The 20,498-nt window shown below is 72.5% G+C and carries 20 protein-coding genes and 1 pseudogene; 12 read left to right on the forward strand and 9 right to left on the reverse strand.

The features are described 5' to 3' along the window. Positions 1-118 precede the first annotated feature (118 nt). The 3 genes from OG519_RS16500 to OG519_RS16510 form a co-directional block, all read right to left on the reverse strand. The gene (locus tag OG519_RS16500) at positions 119-1,036 is read right to left on the reverse strand and encodes an ABC transporter ATP-binding protein (protein WP_405584002.1); all 918 of its coding nucleotides are present in this window, start codon (positions 1,034-1,036) and stop codon (positions 119-121) included. Next, positions 1,033-1,899: an ABC transporter permease gene (locus OG519_RS16505; RefSeq protein WP_405592767.1), complete on the reverse strand. Its 867-nt coding sequence runs from the start codon at positions 1,897-1,899 to the stop codon at positions 1,033-1,035. The genes OG519_RS16500 and OG519_RS16505 overlap by 4 nt, the downstream gene beginning before the upstream one ends. A 124-nt stretch (positions 1,900-2,023) precedes the next feature. Further along, positions 2,024-3,031 carry an ABC transporter ATP-binding protein gene (locus OG519_RS16510; protein ID WP_405592769.1) on the reverse strand — a complete coding sequence of 336 codons (1,008 nt, stop codon included), beginning with the start codon at positions 3,029-3,031 and terminating at the stop codon, positions 2,024-2,026. Positions 3,032-3,232: 201 nt separating this feature from the next. Here OG519_RS16510 and OG519_RS16515 point away from each other — a divergent pair, with 201 nt between their 5' ends. The 4 genes from OG519_RS16515 (at position 3,233) to OG519_RS16530 (ending at position 7,810) form a co-directional block, all read left to right on the forward strand. Continuing rightward, positions 3,233-5,224 carry an SDR family oxidoreductase gene (locus tag OG519_RS16515; RefSeq protein WP_405584005.1) on the forward strand — a complete coding sequence of 664 codons (1,992 nt, stop codon included), beginning with the start codon at positions 3,233-3,235 and terminating at the stop codon, positions 5,222-5,224. A 186-nt stretch (positions 5,225-5,410) separates the two neighbouring features. After that, positions 5,411-6,511 (forward strand): MerR family transcriptional regulator, encoded by a 1,101-nt coding sequence (locus tag OG519_RS16520; RefSeq protein ID WP_405584008.1) that lies wholly within the window; start codon positions 5,411-5,413, stop codon positions 6,509-6,511. 34 nt (positions 6,512-6,545) lie between these two features. Beyond that, the gene (locus OG519_RS16525) at positions 6,546-7,289 is read left to right on the forward strand and encodes a hypothetical protein (protein WP_405584011.1); all 744 of its coding nucleotides are present in this window, start codon (positions 6,546-6,548) and stop codon (positions 7,287-7,289) included. Next, positions 7,277-7,810 carry a hypothetical protein gene (locus OG519_RS16530; RefSeq protein ID WP_405584013.1) on the forward strand — a complete coding sequence of 178 codons (534 nt, stop codon included), beginning with the start codon at positions 7,277-7,279 and terminating at the stop codon, positions 7,808-7,810. Before OG519_RS16525 ends, OG519_RS16530 begins: the two co-directional genes overlap by 13 nt. A gap of 633 nt (positions 7,811-8,443) precedes the next feature. Here the strand turns inward: OG519_RS16530 and OG519_RS16535 are convergent. After that, positions 8,444-9,394 (reverse strand): DUF6344 domain-containing protein, encoded by a 951-nt coding sequence (locus OG519_RS16535; RefSeq protein ID WP_405592771.1) that lies wholly within the window; start codon positions 9,392-9,394, stop codon positions 8,444-8,446. A 159-nt stretch (positions 9,395-9,553) separates the two neighbouring features. Continuing rightward, positions 9,554-10,171, reverse strand: coding sequence for a TetR/AcrR family transcriptional regulator (locus tag OG519_RS16540; protein WP_405584016.1), 618 nt, complete (start codon positions 10,169-10,171; stop codon positions 9,554-9,556). A gap of 309 nt (positions 10,172-10,480) precedes the next feature. On the opposite strand from OG519_RS16540, the gene OG519_RS16545 reads away from it, so the two are divergent. Next, complete coding sequence (locus tag OG519_RS16545; RefSeq protein ID WP_405584019.1) at positions 10,481-11,368, forward strand: DUF72 domain-containing protein; 888 nt, start codon at positions 10,481-10,483, stop codon at positions 11,366-11,368. A gap of 87 nt (positions 11,369-11,455) precedes the next feature. Here OG519_RS16545 and OG519_RS16550 read toward each other — a convergent pair whose 3' ends face one another. Beyond that, positions 11,456-11,785, reverse strand: coding sequence for an LLM class flavin-dependent oxidoreductase (locus OG519_RS16550; protein ID WP_405584022.1), 330 nt, complete (start codon positions 11,783-11,785; stop codon positions 11,456-11,458). 59 nt (positions 11,786-11,844) lie between these two features. Between OG519_RS16550 and OG519_RS16555 the strand changes: the two genes are divergently transcribed. After that, the gene (locus OG519_RS16555; protein ID WP_405584025.1) at positions 11,845-12,750 is read left to right on the forward strand and encodes an LLM class flavin-dependent oxidoreductase; all 906 of its coding nucleotides are present in this window, start codon (positions 11,845-11,847) and stop codon (positions 12,748-12,750) included. Here the strand turns inward: OG519_RS16555 and OG519_RS16560 are convergent. After that, positions 12,746-12,859: pseudogene (locus OG519_RS16560) on the reverse strand (LLM class flavin-dependent oxidoreductase); the annotation flags it as partial. The gene OG519_RS16555 and the pseudogene OG519_RS16560 overlap by 5 nt on opposite strands. 111 nt (positions 12,860-12,970) lie before the next feature. Between OG519_RS16560 and OG519_RS16565 the strand changes: the two are divergent. From OG519_RS16565 to OG519_RS16575, 3 genes are read left to right on the forward strand one after another with little or no spacing between them, the layout of a single operon-like run. Next, positions 12,971-13,276: a hypothetical protein gene (locus OG519_RS16565; protein ID WP_405592773.1), complete on the forward strand. Its 306-nt coding sequence runs from the start codon at positions 12,971-12,973 to the stop codon at positions 13,274-13,276. Between the two features lie 43 nt (positions 13,277-13,319). After that, positions 13,320-13,919: a hypothetical protein gene (locus OG519_RS16570; protein WP_405584027.1), complete on the forward strand. Its 600-nt coding sequence runs from the start codon at positions 13,320-13,322 to the stop codon at positions 13,917-13,919. 6 nt (positions 13,920-13,925) lie between these two features. Further along, the gene (locus OG519_RS16575; protein ID WP_405584030.1) at positions 13,926-14,492 is read left to right on the forward strand and encodes a hypothetical protein; all 567 of its coding nucleotides are present in this window, start codon (positions 13,926-13,928) and stop codon (positions 14,490-14,492) included. Here OG519_RS16575 and OG519_RS16580 read toward each other — a convergent pair. Next, complete coding sequence (locus OG519_RS16580) at positions 14,467-15,012, reverse strand: hypothetical protein (RefSeq protein ID WP_405584033.1); 546 nt, start codon at positions 15,010-15,012, stop codon at positions 14,467-14,469. The genes OG519_RS16575 and OG519_RS16580 overlap by 26 nt on opposite strands. 76 nt (positions 15,013-15,088) lie before the next feature. On the opposite strand from OG519_RS16580, the gene OG519_RS16585 reads away from it, so the two are divergent. The 3 genes from OG519_RS16585 (at position 15,089) to OG519_RS16595 (ending at position 16,827) form a co-directional block, all read left to right on the forward strand. Continuing rightward, entirely contained in the window at positions 15,089-15,337 is a 249-nt protein-coding gene (locus OG519_RS16585; RefSeq protein ID WP_405584036.1) for a hypothetical protein, read from the forward strand. Continuing rightward, entirely contained in the window at positions 15,334-15,735 is a 402-nt protein-coding gene (locus OG519_RS16590; RefSeq protein WP_405584038.1) for a DNA-binding protein, read from the forward strand. The genes OG519_RS16585 and OG519_RS16590 overlap by 4 nt, the downstream gene beginning before the upstream one ends. A 201-nt stretch (positions 15,736-15,936) precedes the next feature. After that, positions 15,937-16,827, forward strand: a complete 891-nt coding sequence (locus OG519_RS16595) for a Cof-type HAD-IIB family hydrolase (RefSeq protein WP_405584041.1) — start codon at positions 15,937-15,939, stop codon at positions 16,825-16,827. A gap of 103 nt (positions 16,828-16,930) precedes the next feature. Here the strand turns inward: OG519_RS16595 and cydD are convergent, their stop codons facing one another. After that, positions 16,931-20,482, reverse strand: coding sequence for a thiol reductant ABC exporter subunit CydD (gene cydD, locus OG519_RS16600; protein ID WP_405584043.1), 3,552 nt, complete (start codon positions 20,480-20,482; stop codon positions 16,931-16,933). Positions 20,483-20,498 lie beyond the last annotated feature (16 nt).

Genomic DNA, 20,498 nt, shown 5'->3' on the forward strand with positions numbered 1-20,498 from the left:
GGCGCCGGGAGAGGCACCTGGGGAGGCGAGGGCGCCGGCGGAACCGGGGGAGCCGGGCGAACTCGGGGAGCCGGGCGCGGCGGCCCCGGCGGTGTTGGCGGGCATCTGAGTCGGCTCCTTACGCCGTGACCAGGTAGGAGAAGACGCTCTCCAGGGACTCGTCGGAGGGCGAGACCGTGTAGAGCCGGATGCCGTGGTCGCGGGCGATCCGGGGCAGGAACTCGGTGAAGCCGGCGAAGTCGACCGCCTGGATCCGCAGCGCGCGCTCGGTCCGGTCCAGCTCGATCGCGGCGGTGGAGGCGTGCGCGATGAGCGCGGACGCGAGCAGGCGGTCGTCGCTCGACCGTACGAGGTAGCGGTGCGGGCGGTCGGTCATCAGCCGGCGGATCTTGCGGAAGTCGCCCGACGCCGCGTGCCGCCCGGCCACGACCACCTCGATGTGGTGGGCGAGCTGCTCGACCTCCTCCAGGATGTGCGAGGAGAACAGGACGGTCCGGCCGTCCGCGCCCATCCGGCGCAGCAGTTCCATCAACTGGAGCCGCTGCCTGGGGTCCATGCCGTTGAACGGCTCGTCGAGCAGCAGCACCGAGGGGTCGTGGACCAGCGCGGACGCCATCTTGGCGCGCTGCCGCATGCCCTTGCTGTACGTCTCGATCCGCCGGTGCTGCGCGTACTCCATCTCCACGGTGGCCAGGGCGCGCTGGGCGGCGGCCCCCGGGTCGGCCAGGCCGTGCAGTTCGGCGTTGGCGACCACGAACTCATGCGCGGTCAGAAAGTCGTACATCGACTCCCGTTCGGGGACGATGCCGATCTCCCGGTACGCCTGCTCGTTACGCCAGATGGAGACGCCGTCCAGGGTCACCGCGCCGGTGGAGGGGGCCAGAAAGCCCGCCATCATGTTGATCAGGGTGGATTTCCCGGCGCCGTTGGGCCCGAGCAGTCCGGTGACCCCCGGGCCGATGGTCATGGTGATGTCGTTGACGGCCACCACGTTCCCGAACCAGCGGGACACCTTGTCGATACCGATCGTCGTCACGACAGGCCAACCTTCCGGTAGCGGCGCATCAGCAGGCCGTAGCAGCCGGCCACGATCCCCACGACCGCCAGCAGGTACACCGCTCCCGCCAGCGCGTTCGGCGGCCCCGAGGCGTGCGGGAAGGCGGAGGTCGCGCCGAGGAACCAGGAGGAGAAGCCGTCGATCAAGGTGATCGGCGAGAAGACCCCGAGCCAGCCGATGACGTGGTAGTTCTCCTGGGCGTCGGCGACGCCCTGGACGGCGGAGACCGCGCCATAGGTGATCACGAACACCGCGATGATCGCCGCGACGCCGAAGCCGCGGCGCGGCGTGACGGCGGCGATGACCAGGCCGATCCCCGCGAACAGCAGCGACAGCAGCAGCACGGTCAGCAGTCCCTTCGCGAACCCGGCGGTCTGGGTGCCGAAGCTGAGCTTCGCCAGCAGGGCGCCGACGTAGAGGATGAGCAGCGGGAGCGCGGTCAGCAGGAACAGCGCGGTGGTGAGCGCCGCGTACTTCGCCGCCACGTAGTCGGCCCGTTCGATGGGCCGGGAGAAGTAGAGCGGGGTGGTCTTGAACCGCAGGTCGCGGGAGACGGCCTGGGGTGCCTGTGAGGCGAGGAAGAGGGTGATGACGGCCTGGAGCACGACGGCGTACCGGGTGTACTCGATCGGCAGCTTGTTCATGTCGGTGAAGACGGTGACGGCCACCATGATCAGCGCGGGCGCGCACATCACGCCCAGCAGGATCATCGGCAGCACCTTGGACTTGGCGCTGCGGCCGAGGCCGTAGGCGCCGCGCAGGCTCTGGCTGTAGAGGGAGCGGCGGGCGTAGGCGCGGCCGAGCCGGGGGCCGTCGTACTTCCGGTAGCCGATGTTGTGGATGACGTCGGTGGGCGGGGCGGAGGTGGTAGGGGTGCCCGGGCCGGCGGACGGTGTGCCGGCGGATGGTGTGACGGGGGCCGGCGTGGCAGAGGCCGGCGTGCCGTCGGAGGGCGGCGGGACGATGTCAGGCTGCGTCACGGCCTTCTCCTTCCTGGCTCGGGGCGTGGCTCTGGTCGGGGCCCTGGGTGTGAGCCGGGTCCTGGCTCGGGGCCCGACCGGGCTCCTGGTTCGGGGCGTGGCCCGCTTCGTCGGTGAAGAGTTCGGCGATGCGGTGCCTGCGCTGCTCCATCCGGACCAGGCCGACGCCGAGTTCGGCCACCTTGTCGCGGACGAGGTCGTACGTCTCCTCGCTCGCGATGTCGATCAGCAGCAGGTGGCCACCCGCCTTGGCGGTCAGGCCAGCCGCGGTCAGCAGGGCCAGCAGTTCCCGCTCGCGATCCGTGACCTCCACCGCGAGGGAGCCGGTGGCCTGGGTGAAGGCGCTGGTGGACGAGGCCCGCAGCAGCCGGCCGCCGTCGATGACGACGATCTGGTCGCTGGTGCGCTCCAGTTCGCCGAGCAGGTGGGAGGTGACCAGCACGGAGATGCCGAAGTCGGTGTGCACCCGGCGGATCAGGCCGAGCATCTCGTCCCGGCCGGCCGGGTCGAGGCCGTTGGTGGGTTCGTCGAGCAGCACCAGTTCGGGGTCGTGCACCAGGGCCTGGGCGAGCTTCACCCGCTGCTTCATCCCGGTGGAGTAGCCGCCCATCGGGCGGTACCGCTCCTCGTAGAGGCCCACATGGCGCAGTGTGTCCGCGGTGCGCTCCCGGGCGGCGGTCGGCGGCAGCCCCGACATCCGGGCCATGTGCACGACGAACTCGGTCGCCGAGACATCGGGCGGCAGACAGTCGTGCTCGGGCATGTAGCCGACCAGGGCGCGGATCTCGGCGCCCGCGGTGGCCACGTCGAGCCCGAGCACGGCGGCGCGACCCTCGGTCGCCGGGGACAGCCCCAGCAGGATCTTGATCAGGGTCGATTTTCCGGCGCCGTTGGCTCCCACCAGGCCGGTCACGCCCGGGGTGATGTCGACGGTCAGCCGGTCGAGCGCGGTCACCCGTGGGTACCGCTTGCTCAGGCTCTCGGTAGCGATCACTGTCACGTACCGACGGTAGTGCTCGGCGCGACGGCCGGTCGTCCCCCCGGAGGCCCGGATCCGGCTCCTTCTCGGGGCTGACCCTCCCGTAAGGGGAGGAGGGTTATCCACAGGCGGGGGTGCGGGTCTTGACCGGCTGCCGTCCGGCTATGTCACATTGGTTGATGTCAGCGTGGTGTGGGGCTAGCGGGGGTGAGCGGCATGGTGCGGGACAGCGGTGCGGGCGGCGTCGACGGTGCCTTCGGGGGCGGCGGGGGCGGCGATGTGGGCATCCCGGCGCGGGAGCGGTTCGTCACGGGCGCGGACGGGGTGCGGCTGTGTGTGGTGGAGTACGGCGCCGGGTCGGCGGCGCGGCCGACGGTGGTGCTGCTGCACGGCTATCCCGACAGCAAGGAGGTCTGGTCGCGGGTGGCCGGGCTGCTGGCCGACCGCTACCACGTGGTCCTCTACGACGTGCGCGGGCACGGCCGTTCGGAGCCGCCCGAGCCGCTCCGGGGCGGCTTCACCCTGGAGAAGCTGACCGAGGACTTCCTCGCGGTGGCCGAGGCGGTCAGCCCGGACCGGCCGGTCCATCTCGTCGGGCACGACTGGGGTTCGGTGCAGGGCTGGGAGTTCGCGACGGTCGACGCCACCCGGGGCCGGCTCGCCTCCTTCACCTCCGTCTCGGGTCCGTGCCTCGACCACTTCGGCCACTGGATCCGCCGCCGGGTGCGGCGCCCCACCCCGCGAGGACTCCTCCACATGCTCGGCCAGGGCGCCAAGTCCTGGTATGTGTACGCGCTGCACACTCCCCTGCTGCCCGAAGTCGCCTGGCGCGGCCCGCTCGGCAGGCGCTGGCCCAAGCTGCTGGCCCGCGCCGAGAAGGTCTCCGGCGACGGCTATCCGGCCGCCTCGCTGCCGGAGGACGCCGCGCACGGCGCCTGGCTCTACCGGGACAACGTGCGGCGGCGGCTGCGGAATCCGCGCCCGGATCCGGCCGCCCATGTGCCGGTCCAGCTCGTCACGCCGACCGCCGATCCCTTCCTCTCGGCGCGGCTCTACGACGACCTCGACCGCTGGGTGCCGAGGCTGACCCGCCGCACGCTGCCCGCCAAGCACTGGGTGCCGCGGTCCCGGCCGCAGCAACTGGCCCGCTGGGTGGCGGAGTTCGTCGCGGGGACGGAGGGCGGGAGCGAGGGTGCGGATGAGGGTGCGGACAAGGGTGCGGGTGAGGCTCCAGGGGTGCCCGAGCTGTCGGACGGTGGCAAAGGCGGCGGCAGCGGGAGCGGGCCTGTGCGTGGCGGGCGGGCCGGCGGTGCGAGCGCTCGGGGTGGGCCCGCGGGCGGGCGCGGGTCGACGTCCGTGCTGGGCAAGGGCCTTGTCGACGCCCGGCAGCGATTCGCCGGGCAGTTGATTCTGGTCACCGGCGCGGGCAGTGGCATCGGCCGGGCCACCGCGCTCGCCTTCGCGGAGGCCGGCGCCCGGGTGGTGGCGGTGGACCGCGACGCCGAAGAGGCATCACACACCGTCGAGTTGGCCCGGTCGAAGGGTGCCACCGCGGCATGCGCGGAGACCGTGGACGTATCCGACGGGCAGGCGATGGAGCGGCTGGCCGTACGCACCGCTGACAGCCACGGCGTGCCGGACGTGGTGGTGAACAACGCCGGCATCGGCGTGGCCGGCCCCTTCCTCGACACCACACCCGAGGAGTGGCGGGAGGTGCTCGACGTCAACTTGTGGGGCGTCATCCACGGCTGCCGGCTCTTCGGCCGGCAGATGGTGGACCGGGGAGAGGGCGGCCACATCGTCAACATCGCCTCGGCGGCGGCCTTCCAGCCGTCGCGGGCGCTGCCCGCCTACAGCACCTCCAAGGCGGCCGTTCTGATGCTCAGCGCGTGCCTGCGGGCGGAGTTGGCCGGGCACGGCGTGGGGGTGAGCGCGATCTGCCCCGGCCCGGTGAACACCCCGATCACCGGCAGCGCCCGGCACACCGGGGTCGACGAGGCCGAGCAGCGGCGCCGTCGGGCCAAGAGCGCCAGGCTCTACCGGCTGCGTGGCTATCCGCCGGAGAAGGTGGCCAGAGCGGTGGTGCGGGCCGTGCAGCGGAATCATGCGGTGGTTCCGGTCACCCCGGAGGCGCGCGCCGCCCGGCTGCTGTCCCGGCTGTCCCCCGGTGCGACCCGCGCCCTCGCCCGGATCGACCCTCCGCTGTGAGCGCCCGACCCGGTGCCGACGCCGGTCGTCGCGTCCGTCCCGGAAGGGGTTCCCGGTAGGGGTCATTGCGGTAGGACCGCCAGGTGCCGGACGATGTCCCCGGCGGCGCGAGCCGTCGTGCCTGGTCGACGGGGATCGCCGGGGACCCCATGACCTGTCGGAGCCGGGCGACCGAGGAGTGAAGGCGTGAGCACCGCCGCCGAGCAGCAGCGCGCGTACCGGATCGAGGAGTTGTCCCACCTCAGCGGGGCCACCGTCCGCAACATCCGCGCCTACACCGATCGGGGGCTGCTGCCGAAGCCGGAGCGCCGCGGCCGGGCCAATGTGTACGGCGACGCGCATCTGATCCGGCTGGGCCAGATCGCCCGGCTGCTGGAGCGCGGCTACACCCTGGCCAGCATCAAGGAGTTGCTGGCCGCCTGGGACGCCGGCACCGACCTCGGCGGGGTGCTCGGCCTGGTCGACGAGGTGGACCGGCCCTGGTCCGACGAGCAGTCGGCGCAGGTGAGCCTGGACGAGCTGGTGGAGGCGTTCGGCGGGGTCACCGACCTGGAGGCGGTGGAGGAGGCGCTGCGGCTCGGCGTGCTGGAGCCGGTGCCGGGGACCGAGGACCGGTTTGTGGTGCCGAGTCCGAAGGAGCTGGCCGTCGCGGTGGAGCTGTACGCCGCCGGTGTGCCCCTGTCGGCGATCACCGGGCATCTGCGTGAACTGCGCGGACAGGTGGAGCACATCTCCGAGCGGTTCCTGGAGTTCACCACCGAGTACGTCTTCCAGCGGTTCTTCCAGCAGCCGCCGAACGAGGGGGAGGCGGAGGAGGTGGTCGGCCTGATCCGCCGGCTGCGCCCGCTCGCCCAGCAGATCGTCGACGTGGAACTCGCCCGGGCGATGCGGATCTTGGCGACCGAGCACATGCGCCGCAGCCTCGGCGACATCCTCCCGCCCGGTGAACTGGCCGACCTCCAGCCCGGGTCCCCCGCCGCGCCCGCCCCCGCGGCGATGCCGGCTCGTGTGCTCCCCCAGCCGTCCCAGCCGTCCCAGCCGCTCCAGCCGCTCCAGCCGCTCCAGCATCCCAAGCCGCCGCGGCCCGCCGACGACCCGCCCGTACCGGTCCCGCTCCCGGCCGCCACCGTCGCCGCCGTCCGCGACCTCGTCGGGACGGACGACGTATCGGCCTTCGTGGCCGCCGCAGCGGACCGCGAGGTCGCCGCCCGCCGGCTGGACACCCTCACCGACCGGCACCGACCCGACCGACCCCCCAACCCCCCAGCGGCGCCGGTCCCTCGGTGACGACGCGCCCGCGTCGTGGCCGCATACTGCGCGGGTGACGATGAGTTCAGCCCCGCACGGGGACGTCCTGGTGCGGCCTTGGTTGCCGGCCGACGCCAGGCGGTGGATGAGGGTGCGGCTGCCCGGGTGGGCGCGGCCGGTGGGGCCGGCGGCGGTACTGCTGGCCGCCGTGTTCGTCGCGGTGCTCGCCTCGCCCGACGAGATGTGCACGGTCGGTCGGCCCTGTGGGGCGGATTGGGTCGGCGCGACGGGCACGATGCTCCTGCTGCCGCACCTGCTCTCGCTGGTCGTGCTGCCCGAACTGACCTTGATCTCGACGCCGTTGCTGCTCCTCCACATGGCCGAGCCAGGTCAGTGGCGCGGTGGGACCGCCGAGAAGATCGCGGACGGCGTCATCGTCGCGGCGCTGTGCTGGGGCGGGGCGGCCGTGGCGGCCCGGTTCCGGACGCGCCGGCGCCGGCGCTCTGTCATCCTCGACGCCGCCGGCGGCATCAAGGTCATCGCCCCGGCGCCGGACGGCTTCCGCCCATGGCAACGAGGGCTGATCCGGTATGTCGTCGGCGCCCTCATCTGCGCGGTGGCCGCCGCGCTCGTCACCAGCATCGTGCTGGACGACCGGGCGACGACCGTACAGCCCGAACGGCCTCGGCGCAGGAGGCGCGGGTCGTCGCGTACAGCGGTGACGACTACGCCCTCACGGTTCGACTCGCCGACGGAAGCCGCCATCGGTTCGACGTCGGCGGCGCCTATCGCGGTGTCAAGACCGTGCGGGTGCTGACGCACGGCTCGTGGGTGCGGCTCGCCGCGGAACCGTACGGCGACCGCTCCGGCCGGCAGATCGTCGCGCTGGGCCTGGCCGGGCTCGGGCTGCCCCTGCTCGTCTCGGTTCTGCTCTCCCGTCGCCGCGCGTCCGCCCTGCGCCGGGTGCCGGTTCCGGTGCTGCGCGTCCTGGCCCGGGAACGCTGGGGTCGCACCGAGGTTTTCGCCGAGCACGACACGGACGGCGCGCACCCGATCCTGAACTACGAGCCCCACACCTCCGACCGGACCCATCTGCGCCAGGCCCGGCTGTACGGCTCGCCCGGCGAAGGCGGCGAGTCGATCCTGGCGAGCACCACCGAGTCCGGGCTGTGGCAGGTGGAGGCCACGGCTGTCCGCGCTCCACAGGGCGCGGGGCGGCGAGGGCACGCGGGAGCAGTCGGCGTGACTCCGCTGCTGAGCGCGGGCACGACGGCAAGAGTGATGGGGGCGGCCGGGGCAGGTCCGGGCGCGGGGCGTCAGGGAGCGGGCGCGGGATGATCACGCGCCGGCCACCGCACGGGACGCGGGGCTGGTCCTGCTCCTCGTACCGCTGTCGCGCGTCAGCACGTACCGCGGCACGGCGCCTGCGCACTCGGTGCACAGCCTGGCATCCGGTCAGCGGCCTGCGTCCCGCGCCTCGTCGGGCGCGGCGCTGTGGCTACTGCCGGTACTGGTGATGGTGTGGAGCCTGCTCAACAGCACGGTCGGCCGGGGTGTCGCGTACGGCCTGGACCACGCCGGTGCTGTCCACGGTGGTGCTTTTCCGCCTGGGTCCGTCCGTTCTGCCGCCTGATCGCGGGCTTCATGCTTCCGGTACTGGTGATGTGACGGTCCGGTGTCCCGTCAAGCGGATGATCGGTCGATACCGGCCGTCGGGCCGGAGGTCCGCCCGGTGCTGGTGACCGTCGCCGCTGTGGTGCTGGGTTTCCGCCTGCCGAGCCGTCTGGTGTCCGCCATCTCGACCGGCGCCGTCCCTTGCCGAGCCGGGTTGGGCGTGGGTGGCCGTCGTTGGCCGTCGCCACCGTCGTCGTCCGGATGACCCGCTACCAGGTGCCGGTGACGTGGCGCTGGGACATGAACGCGTACGCGTCGAGCAGCGCGTCGGGATCGAGCGCGACGGGACTGCGGCGATCAACGGCGGCCGGCCGGAAACCCTGCCGTGGCGGCGGCGGTTCGCACGTTCCTGTTGCTGCCGGGCCGGGTGAACCGACCGGCGGCGCGGCGATCGGCCCAGCGCGCGGACGGACCGGCCGACGGACGCGCCGACGGACCTGCGACGGGGCCTCCGGCAGGGCGGCGCGCCGGACCTGCGACGAGGCGCCGCGAGGCGGGGCCGGTGGGAGCGGTACGCGCCAGGGCACGCCGCGAACCAGCGCTACGGGAAAGGGCGGTACGCGAACCGGCGGTACGCGTCGTGGCCCGTCCGGTCGCCGCCCGTGCCGCGGCGGTACGCGCGGGAGCGGTGTTCGTGGGGGCCGTACGAGTGGGGGCTGTACGCGTCGAGGCCGTACGAGCGGCAGCCGACCCGGTGGAGGCCGTGCGAGCGGGGGCCGTACCGGCCGGCGCCGTACCCGACAGGGCCCGGTGTTCCGGTGCCGGTCGCGCCTCCGACCTGCCACGGGACGAGCTGGCGGCGGCTTCGACGAGAGCGAGCGCCGACGTGATCTCGTCCGTCAGATCACTGTCCCGGACGCTTCGGGCGCTGGGCGAGGAGCCGTGCGCCTCGGCGCGGATACGTTGCTTCATCGTGGGCGGCAGGGTGCGTTCCCGCTCCCGGCGCACCGGCTCGCAGCCGCGCGGCGCCGGAATCCTCGGCACCGCCCGTCCTCTGGGCATCGGCACGGTCACGCCGGCGGCGGCACCTTCCGTCGCCTTCGTACGGCCGGCGCCCAGCGCCTCGACCCGAGCCGCGCCCGAGCAGGCGGCGGGAACCGCGAAGCCCAGTCCCGCGAGGCACTTGAGCAGCACACTGAGGAGCGCGCTGAGCAGCGCACTCCAGAACTTCCTGATCTCTACTACAGCAGCCATGACCTGACAACCTCTCGCTTTCCCGTGATGCGGCGAAGTGATTAGTCCGATCATGCGGAAGCGACCACAGATTGCGCGGAGCCGCACCCCGAGATCGGCGATATTCACATCAACGCCACCCGTTCGGACCAAGCGGGGCGATCCGGACCGCCGGTGACGGCGGTGAACAGGCGTTTTGTGGCGAAGGTCAGGCGGCCGGTGACCGATGGGGCCTCATGGTCCGTCCGGGTCGGTGTAGGTGTCCCCCGGGGGCGGCGGCAGCGGGCGGACGTCGGGGCGTTCGCGCAGGCCGTCCACGATGATGCCGATCAGCCGGCCGGCGGCCGGACCCCAGTCGGCCGCGGGCAGTTGGGCCCGGGCGAGCATCGCACCGGCCACCACGAGATCATCGGAGCTGGCGTCCGCGCGTATGCTGCCGTCCTCCATCCCCCGCCGCAGCACGGCGTCGAGCGCGTCGCTGATCCGCTCCCCTATCGGCTCGTACTCCCCCTCGGCGGACGCTCCGATCAGCGGCAGGGCCGAGAAGGGTTCCGCTTCGACCACCCGGGAGAAGAAGGTCGCGACGGCCTCCAGCGGAGCCCGCTCACTGCTCGCGGCCTCATCGGCCAGCGCGGCGACCGTCTCGTAGGCCCGCCGCGCCACCGCACCGAAGAGTTCGTCGCGGTTGGCGAAGTTGCGGTACAGGGTGGCTATCCCGACCCGGGCCTCCCGGGCGACCACATCGAGCGAGACCCGGGGCCCCTCGCGTAACAGGACGACGGCCGCCGCGTCGAGCAGCGCCGTGCGATTGGCGACCGCGTCCCGCCGACTCCCCGCCCGCTTCGCATCCATGTGCGCATTCTCCCCAGCGCCGCCCCCCGCGCGTGCGCCCTCGCGCTGATCCGCCATGGCGCGACCGCACAGCCCCTCGGCCAGGGCTCGTTCACACGTCCCGGGCCGGGCCGGCGATCGAACGGCGGACTGCGTCTCCACGGGCGCCGGCTCCGGTGCGCGCCGGGTACCCGCGTACGGCCATGGGGCGCGTCCCCGGGTCACCCGAGCACGCTCGCCCGGCCGGTCCACAGCGGGAACACCGGCCGATGACCCGACGGCAGCCAGGGAACTCGCGTTGGCGTCCTCGGCTCGGGGCAGACGGGCGGGATGGGAGAGATCAGGGTCGGCACGTGCTCGTGGACGGACAAGGCGCTGGTGTACAGCGGGTGGTATCCGGCGGGTCAGCGCGAGGCGGAGACCAGACTGCGGTATTACGCCTCGCAGTTCCCGGTGGTGGAAGTGGATGCCACCTACTACGGCCTGCCGAGCACCCGCAACAGCCTGCTGTGGGCCGAACGCACCCCCGCCGGCTTCCGTTTCGACGTCAAGGTGTTCTCGCTGCTGACCGGGCATCCGACGCGGCCGAGCGCGATGCCGGCGGAGCTGCGCCCGGCCCTCGCCCGGCGGCCCGGCCTGGCCGGCACCGATCCCGGACTGCTCGACGAGGTGTGGCAGCGGTTCAGCGGGGCCCTCGACCCCCTGCGCCGAGCCGACCGCCTGGGCACCCTGCTGTTCCAGTTCCCGCCGGGGCTCGCACCGGGGCGCCCGGCGGCGGCGTTCCTGCGCCAGTGCCGTGAGCGCGCGGCGGGGTGGCCGATGGCCGTCGAGTTCCGGCACCCGGCCTGGTGGCGCGAAGAGCACATCGCCGCGACGACCGCGCTGCTGACCGAGCTGGACCTGGCCGCGGTGGCGGTCGACATGACGCAGACGCTGCCCACCTCCGTACCGCCGGTCGCGCGCGTCACCACCCCCAGCCTCGCGGTGGTGCGCTTTCACGGTCGCAACAGCGCCTGGGGCACGGGCACCAAGGAGGAGAGGTTCCGCCACTCCTACACACCCGACGAACTCGCCGAGTGGGTGCCCCGCGTCCGGGCGCTGGCCGAGCAGGCGGCCGAGGTCCACGTGCTCTTCAACAACTGCTGCGCCGACGCGGCCGTCCGCGCCGCGCGGTCGATGCGCGACCTGCTGGCCCTCAGCGCACCGGCCGCGACCTGACCAGCGGGTGTCCCGGCGTCCTGACCCGGCTGACCCGGCTGACCCGGCTGACCCGGCTGACCCGGCTGACCCGGCTGACCGAGCAGGCTAGCCGAGCTGGGCCGGTGCCTCGGTCGCGATCCGCTCGAAGACGCCGTGGTCGACCGCGAAGTAGGAGTCCGGGATCGGCCAGTGGATGACGATCTCGGTGATGCCGGCCTCCTGGTGCCTGCCCGCGAAGTCCACGAACGCGATCCCAAGCGTGATCCGCCCACCGCTCACGTCGTCCAGCGTCATCAGATCTTTCGCCAAGGTCACCGGGTGCCTGAAGTTGGGCGAGACCACTCTGGTCACGAACCGGACGCTGGGGAAGCGGTCGCCGAGCGCGGTGGCGGCAGGCAGCCCGGCGCGGACCGCGATCCGGCGGATGGACGCCACGGGTGCGGACGGCAGGACCGTGCGGTCACCTGGATATACAGCCCCGTAGGCTCGGCCGCATGAGCCTGCGTCTGAGCACTGTGATCCTGCCGATCTATCGCTGGAAGGAGCAGGGCCGGGAGGTGTGGAAGCGGGCCGAGGCGTTGGGGTTCCACGCCGCCTACACCTACGACCACCTGTCGTGGCGGGTGCCCTTCCGGGACAGGACATGGTTCGGAGCCATCCCGACGCTGACCGCCGCGGCCGGCGTCACGGAACGCCTGCGCTTGGGAACCCTCGTAACCTCTCCTAATTTCCGCCACCCGGTGCCGTTCGCGAAGGAGCTGATGACGCTGGACGACGTCAGTGATGGGCGGCTGACGCTGGGGATCGGGGCGGGCGGGACCGGGTTCGACGCGGAGGTGCTCGGGCAGCAACCCTGGTCGCCGAAGGAGCGCGCCGACCGCTTCGCCGAGTTCGTGGCTCTCCTCGACCGCTTGCTAACCCAGGGCGACAGCAGCTTCAGCGGCAGTTTCTACTCGGCCTTCGAGGCGCGCGACATCCCCGGGTGCGTGCAGCGCCCCCGGCTGCCGTTCGCGGTGGCCGCCACCGGGCCGCGCGGCATGCGGCTCGCCGCGAAGTACGGTCAGGCGTGGGTAACCACCGGCGACCCGAGCCTGTTCGAGGAAGGCACCCCGGAGCAGTCCCTCGCCGCCATCCGCGGCCAGGTCGAGCGCGTCGCCGCGGCCCTGGCCGCCGAGGGCCGCGACCCCGCGGACGTGCCGAAGATCTTTCTCACCGGCTTCACCCCCGACTACACCCAGCCCTTCACCTCGGTCGACGCCTTCGTGGACTTCGCCGGACGCCATGCCGAGGCCGGCATCGACGAGATCGTGCTGCACTGGCCGGTCGCCGACACGATCTTCGGCCACGACCCCGATGTCTTCGAGCGGATCGCCACCGAGACTCCGGCCCAGCTCAGCTGACTCGTCCCGCCGCTGTCACCGGCTCCGAACCACGGCCCGACCCGTCCCGAAAGGTCCGCCACCACAGGTGGTCGTAGGTGTAGGCGGCGTGGCACCCCCGTAACTCGGCTCCCGCACCCAACCAAGCGCCGACTCCCGGCACTCGGAGCGGACGGCCATCGTTCGGGAAACCGGACGACGGAACCCGCACCCGCTCGCTAACGTGGCGAAGGTGAGCACAATGAGCACCGCCGAACTGGACGCGCTGATCGAGGAAGCGACGGTTGACACGTACGACGACATCGAGGCGGTCAACGGTTTCCTGGCGGTCATCGACGACCACCTGGCGGTCCCGTTCTCCACGACCGTCCTGGGCGTCGAGGTGAAGGTGGTCAAGGTCGATCTCACGAACGACTTCCGTGTGGTCGCTCGTTGCGTCCGGGAGGGGCACCAACTGGACGTCGGCTTGCTGGAACTCCCCCTGCCGGTACCGCCTCCGGAAGGAGCGCATTGGGTCGAGGCGTACCGGCGCTGGTCCGGCTGCTGAGGAAGTGGGCCAGGACGAAAGCCGCAGCGAATCGGAGCACGACATGAACACCGTCCCAGATCTCGCACACGCCCTGCGTCGCAGCGCCGAACTGAAGGAGGAGCTCGTCGCGTTCGGGGAGAGCCGCGCCTTCGAACGATTTCTCACGCCCCTCCTGTCGGAGGCCGGCGGCCCTGACGGCATGGTCGACGAAGCCACCGCGATCAGCGTCATCGACCACTTCCTGCTGCGGTACCGCCTGCCGGACGGCAAGACGGTCGCCGACCGCTTCGTCGACCGGCGAACGGGCCTGGCCGATGCCGACCGGGAGACGGTCCTGGCGTGGCGCGACCCGGTAGAGGGGCTCTTCGAGGTGCGCGACAAGGACGGCGACTCCTTGCTCCTGCTCAACCTGCTGGACGACTTGGAGTACCGGACGTACACCAACGCGGGGCGGTGGGCCTTCCGCGCGGTGACGAAGGGACATTTCCTCGGCGCCCGACTGGTCGCCCTGGCGGCGGTACCCGGCACGTGGCTCGTCTCCGGTGTGATGTCCGCCTACCCTCGGTCCAGCGCGCCGGAGATCGCCGGTGCGGCACTCGAACTGGCCACCAGCCGACCCCACCTGGTCTTCCGCAACCCCGCGAAGATCGAGCAGGGCTGACAGCGGATGCGGGAGGACCGGGCCGCCTTCGCCGAGTTCTGCGGCAGCGACGAACTGATCCTTCCGCCTGCCGAAGCCGAGGACCTCGTCAATGCCTACTACCGCCACCGGCAGGCGGCCATCGTCACGGGACAGCCCAACCCTCCCCAAGGCAAGCGGCGCCGTAGTCCGGACCCGCCCGTCTTCGAGCTGCCGCCGGAGCTCGCTGACTCGGACACCGTCGGCGTCATCTACGACGAGGTCGACGGGCTCAATTTCTACGCCGACTACGGGACGCTGCTGGACCTCTTCGCGAAGCCGGCCCTCGCGGGGCGCAAACGGCACCAGGACCTGCTCCGCGCGTACCTGCGCGAGGAGTCGATCGCACCACTGCCGATCCGTCGGCTGGCCGCCGCACACCCGGAGACCGTCGACGCGGTTTTCCGGAGACTACTGAGGAAGCCCGGCTTCATCTGGAGCGAGCACGGTGACGCACTGCTGCGCCGACGCAAGCCCTGGTACTACGAGAACGATCCGCGCCCCGGGGTGTCCGTGATCGGCGACCGGCTCAGTGAGCTGCTCCGCGTCGCCTGATCCGCTCGGTCACCCCCGCCGCCGCCGTCAACGTCGGCACGGCCGACTGGGCGATAGCCGGAGCCACGGCGGAGAGGGCTTCGCTGAAATCCTGAGCCAGCCGCGCGCACATGCCCAGTAGCTCGTCGAGGCCACACACCTCGATGCCCGGCCTCGGCACCCAGGAGGTGCGTGAGACGCACGTGATGCGCACCTGATCGCCCACCGGGCTGAACCTCAACGTTCGCTCCACGCCCTGCGGGTAGAGGTCGATCTCCGCCTCGCTTCCCGCACGCAGAGCCTCGATCAGGTGGGGCAGCCCCTCCACGAAGGCCGACATGTCGTAGCCCAGGTCGAACGACCAGTCCTCCGTGCCGAAACCCCCGATGCGGAAAAGCGCGTCCGTGTCAGCCAGGACACCGCATGCCCGTACAGCCAGGTACCAGTAGTCCTCAGGGTCTTCGAGGGGCTCCACCGGTACCGCTCGTGCGCGTTCGACGGCGGCCGGCGAAGGCCCGGTGAAGGAGAACCGGAAGGGCATGGTGATCACTCCAGGACAAGGGGGGCAAGCCCGATCAGCGGAGCCGACCGCGTGCATACCACGGTATGATGGCCTTATGGCTGACACCACTCGCATCACGGTGACGCTTCCTACCGAGCAGGTGGCGGAGCTGAAGAGAATCACGGACAACGTCTCCGGCTATGTCGCGGAAGCAGTGGCCCGACAGATCCGGCACCAGCTGCTCGGCGCGGATCTGCGCAGCCACGAAGAAGACCACGGAGTCTTCACCGAAGAAGAACTGGCGGAGGCCCGGACACGGATCTCCGGCCCGACGGAGACCGCTGGCGGCGCGAGCGCCGCGTGAGCCAGCACGTCGAGACAGTCGTTCTGGACAGCGAGGGCCTGTCCGCCTGGATCGCGCAGGATCGCAAAGTCCTCGCCCTGTTCAAGGTGTTCCACGAGATGGGCGCCGATCTGGTCATCAGCGCGAACACCATCGTGGAGGCCAGCCACACACGCGTGAACCTGCCCCGCCTGCAGTGGACCCTGTCCAGAGTCAAAGTGGAACCGGTCACCGAGCAGACGGCCAACGCTGCCGCGACCCTGCTCAAAGCAGCCGGGCTGCACGGCCACAAGTACGCCATCGATGCGACCGTCGCAGAAGCCGCCCTCCGCCAACCCGGTCCGGTCGCCCTTCTCACGTCGGACATCGACGACATGACCCGCCTGTGCGGCCACCAGGTCCGGCTCATCGGCATCTGATCACCATTCCCGCAGCTCAGCCCATGATGCATGAACGCGGCTTGACCGAGGCCACCAGGGTGCCGAGCCGATCTGCTGATCGTGACCACGCACGGAAACGGGGATGTCGCGATGCTCCTCGGCCCCGTGATGTGCCCGCTTTCCGGCTCGGTTCGTGCGGCATCCGCACCGTTGCATGGTGCATCGGTGGGGTAGGGGAGGATGGGCGTCGTGACCTCTGCCAGCGAGAACATCGAGAAGACCTTCGCCGATCCCCTGCCCCGGCTGATCGCCACCGACCTCGACGGGACGCTGTTGCGGGACGACAAGACGGTGTCGCCGCGGACGGTGGCGGCGCTGGCGGCCGCCGAGGCCGCCGGGATCGAGGTCTTCTTCGTCACCGGGCGGCCGGTGCGGTGGATGGGGGTGGTCGCCCAGCACCTGGCGGGGCACGGGATCGCCATCCTCGCCAACGGGGCCGCCGTGTACGACCTGCGGGCGGGCCGGCTGATCGAGGCGTTCCCGCTGCCCGAGGACGACGCCCTCGCGGTGGCCCTGGCGCTGCGGGCGGAGGTGCCCGGCACGGTCTTCGCGGTCGAGCGCACCTGGGGGTTCCGGCGGGAGACGGAATACCTGCTCGGCGATCATCCCGGCGCCGAGGTCCCGCTGCCCGGGCCGACGCTGTCCGACGAGACGCTCCCCGTCGAGCGGCTGCTCACCGAGGACAGGTCACAACCACTGCTGAAGCTGCTGGCCAAGCACCCCTCGCTCGACCCGGACGAATTCCTCGCCACCGCGCTCGCGGTGGCCGGCCGGCACGGCGAGATCACCCGTTCCAGCGAGTCCGCGCTGCTTGAGATCAGCGGGGCCGGCGTCAGCAAGGCCACCACACTGGCCAAGTGCTGCGCCGAGCGCGGGGTGACCGCCTCCGAGGTGGTGGCGTTCGGGGACATGCCGAACGACCTGGCCATGCTGGACTGGGCCGGTACGTCGTACGCGGTCGCCAACGCGCACCCGCGGGTGCTCGCCGCCACCACCCGCCACACCGCCGCCAACCAGGACGACGGTGTGGCCCAGGTCATCGAGCGGATCGTGGCCGCCCGCCAGGGCTGACCGCTGACCCCTTCGCCCGCCAGGGCTGATCCGCCGCCCGCCGCGGCTGACCGCCGACCCCTCCGCCCGCGAGGGCTCAGCCTCCGCCCCCCAGGGCTCTCCCTCAGGCCGCCACCCCGACACCGCCCCGCCCGCCCGGCGCCGCCACCCGCAGATCCGCCGCCCGCTCCCGCTCCAGCGTGCGCCGGAACGGCCCCTGCGCCGCCGCCAGTTCCTCGTACGTGCCCTGCTGGACCACCCGCCCCGCCGCAAGCACCACGATCTCGTCCACCGCGTCGTCGGCCAGCCCGGCGAGGCGGTGCGTGACGATCAGCGTGGTACGGCCGCGGGTGGCGGCCAGCAGGTCGGCGGTCAGGGCATCGGCGGTCGGCAGGTCCAGGTGCTCGGCGGGTTCGTCCAGGATCAGCACCGGGAAGCGGGCCAGCAGCGCGCGGGCCAGGGCGAGCCGCTGCCGCATCCCGCCGGACAGCCGGGCGCCGTGCTCGCCCACCGCCGTGTCCAGGTCGATGTCGAGCCGGGCGGCCGCGAGTGCCTCCCGCAGGTCGTCGTCGTCCGCTTCCGGCCGGGCCAGCCGCAGATTCTCCCGCACCGTGCTGTCGAAGACGTGCGCGTCCTGCGCGCACAGACCCACCAGGCGGCGTACGTCGTCGCCGTCGAGCGAGGCGGCGTCCTGCCCGGCGAGCGTGTACGTGCCCTTCTGCACGTCCAGGAAGCGGAGCAGCACCTGCGCCAGGGTGGTCTTGCCCGCGCCGGACGGGCCGACGACGGCGACCCGGCGCCCTGCGGTCAGGGTCAGATCGACGTCCGCGAGGGCGGGTTCGGCCTGCCCGGGATAGCGGGCCGTCAGTCCCCTGACGACCAGCGGATACGGTGTCGCCGGCGGCTCCCGCGGGACGTCCGGCTCGGTGACCGGCACGGGCGCGTCCAGCACCTCCCGTACCCGGTCGGCGGCCTGCCTGCCGCGCTGTCGTTGCAGTGCGGCGAGCGGCATTCCGGTGACCGCCTCGAAAGCGGCCAGCGGGAGCAGCACGAGGACGGCGAGCAGGACGCCGGACAGTTCGTGCCCGGCCACCGCCCTGACCCCCGCCCAGGCACCGGCCGCCACGGTGAGACCGCTGATCAGCGCGGTCAGTCCGGCGCCGAGCGCGGTGGCGGCGGCCGACCGGGCCGCGATCGCCCTGAGCGTACGGTCGGCGCGGGCCGCCTCGCCGCGACGCTCCGACAGCGCCCCGGCCACGGTGAGTTCGGCCGTGCCGGTGAAGAGGCCGAGCACCCGGGCGGAGAGCTCGCCCCGGGCGGGAGCGACCCGGCTCTCGGTGCGGCGGGCCACCGCCACGGCCAGCGCGGGCACCAGCACCCCGGCCGCCAGCAGCCCGGCGCCGAGGATGACCCCCGCGGTGGGCAGCAGCCACCCGGTGAACGCGGCCGCCGCCACGGCGGTCACCCCGCCGGCGAGTGCGGGCAGCAGCCAGCGCAGGAAGTGGTCCTGCACGCTGTCCACGTCGGCGACCAGCCGAGAGAGCAGATCTCCTCGGTGGACCTTGCGCAGCCCGGCCGGAGCCAGCCGTTCCAGCCGGGAGAAGACGCCTGCCCGTATCTCGGCCAGCGCCCGGAACACCGCGTCGTGTCCGACCAGCCGCTCCCCGTAGCGGAAGACGGCCCGCCCGATGCCGAAGGTGCGGGTGGCCGTCACCGCCACCATCAGATAGAGCACCGGGGGCTGCTGGGAGGCCCGGCTGATCAGCCAGCCGGAGGTGCCCATCAGTCCCACCGCGCACCCGAGGGCCAGCACCCCGAGGGCCACCGCGCCGCTGAACCGCCGCCAGAAGCCGGCGCCCCTGATCAGCCCGGTGACACCGCGGCGCCCACGCCGCGGGCCGGTGTCCCGAAAACGGCCGCCCACGTCCGCTCCCACCGCCGGCCGCTGCTCCCCCGCGACCGGCGTCTCGTCGAGCCCGCCGGGCGCGCTGCCGACCCGCGGCTCCGCCGCCGAGGGCCCCTCTACTGGCGACCCGTCGACCGGACGGAGCCCCGCCAAGGGCGCGGGGGACAGCGGCAATACCCGGTCGGCCAGCTCCAGAAGCGCCGGCCGGTGGGCGGTCAATACGACCGTCCGGGTCGCGGCCAGGGTCCGCAGCGCCGCGACGACCTCCGCCTCCGTCTCACCGTCGAGGTTCGCCGTCGGTTCGTCGAGCAGCAGGAGGGGCCGGTCGGCGAGGAACGCGCGGGCCAGGGCGAGGCGCTGGCGCTGCCCGGCGGACAGGCCCGCGCCGTCCTCCCCGATCAGGTCGTCGGGACCGGCGAAGGAAGCCGCGCCGGCCGCGGTGAGCGCGGCCCGCACCTCGGCCGCGGTCGCCTCCGGCCGGGCCAGCCGTACGTTGTCGGCGACGGTCCCGGCGAAGAGATGCGGACGCTGCGGCACCCAGGCGATCTGCCGGTGCCAGGAGGCCGGGTCCAGTTCGGCGAGATCCGTCCCGTCGACCAGCACCCTTCCGGCAGAAGGAGCCGCGAAGCCCAGCAGCGCGCTGATCAGGGTGGATTTGCCGATGCCGCTGGGCCCGGTGACGGCGAGCGTCTCGCCGGGCGCCAGCGTGAAGGTGGTGGCGCCGAGCAGCCCGTCGCGCCACACCTCCAGGTCCTCGATCCGCAACGTGGCCGTCCGCAGATCCGGCGCGGGCACGCTTCCGGCCGGCGACCGGGGCGCCGTCTCCAGCACCTCGAAGACCTGCTCGGCGGCGGCCAGTCCCTCGGCCGCCGCGTGATACTGCGCCCCCACCTGCCGCAGCGGCAGATACGCCTCGGGCGCCAGGACCAGCACCATCAGCCCGGTCCGCAGATCCAGGTCGCCGTGGACCAGCCGCATGCCGATGCCGACCGCGACCAGGGCCACCGAGATCGTCGCCAGGAGTTCCAGCACGAAGGAGGAGAGGAAGGCGATCCGCAGGGTGCGCAGCGTGGCCCGCCGATAGTCCCCGGTGATCTCCCGGATCTTCTCCGTCTGCGCCTTCGCCCGCCCGAACACCTTGAGGGTGGGCAGCCCGGCGACGACATCAAGGAAGTGCCCGGAGAGCCGGCCGAGCAGCCGCCACTGACGGTCCATCCGCTCCCGGGTGGCCCAGCCGACCAGCACCATGAAGAGCGGTATCAGCGGCAGGGTGACCACGATGATCAGCGCGGACACCCAGTCCGCGGCGCCGATCCTGGCCAGCACCACCACCGGGACCACCACCGCGAGACCCAGTTGCGGCAGGTAACGGGCGAAGTAGTCATCGAGCGCGTCCACACCGCGGGTGGCCAGCGTGGTGAGTTCACCGCTGCGGCGCCCGGTGAGCCAGGCCGGGCCGAGCGCCGTGGCGTGTGCCAGCAGCCGTAGCCGGAGCTGCGACTTCACCGCCGCGCCGGCCCGGTAGGCGCACAGTTCCGTGAGCCAGGCGACCAGCGCCCGCCCCACCGCCACGCCCGCGAGCCCCAGCAGATCGCCGCCAAGCGCACCGGTGCCGTGACCCCGCTGAAAGCCGCCCACCACCACATCGGCGATGAGCACCGCCTGGGCCACGATCAGCCCGGCCCCGAACAGCCCCAATACCACCGACGCGACGAGGAAGAAGCGCGTGCCCCGGGCGTACCTCAGCAGCCGAGGATCGACAGGTTTCACGTGGAACATCCCCTTT

Origin of the sequence: Streptomyces sp. NBC_01190 (assembly GCF_045039895.1) — a bacterium.
Taxonomy (GTDB): Bacteria; Actinomycetota; Actinomycetes; order Streptomycetales; family Streptomycetaceae; genus Actinacidiphila.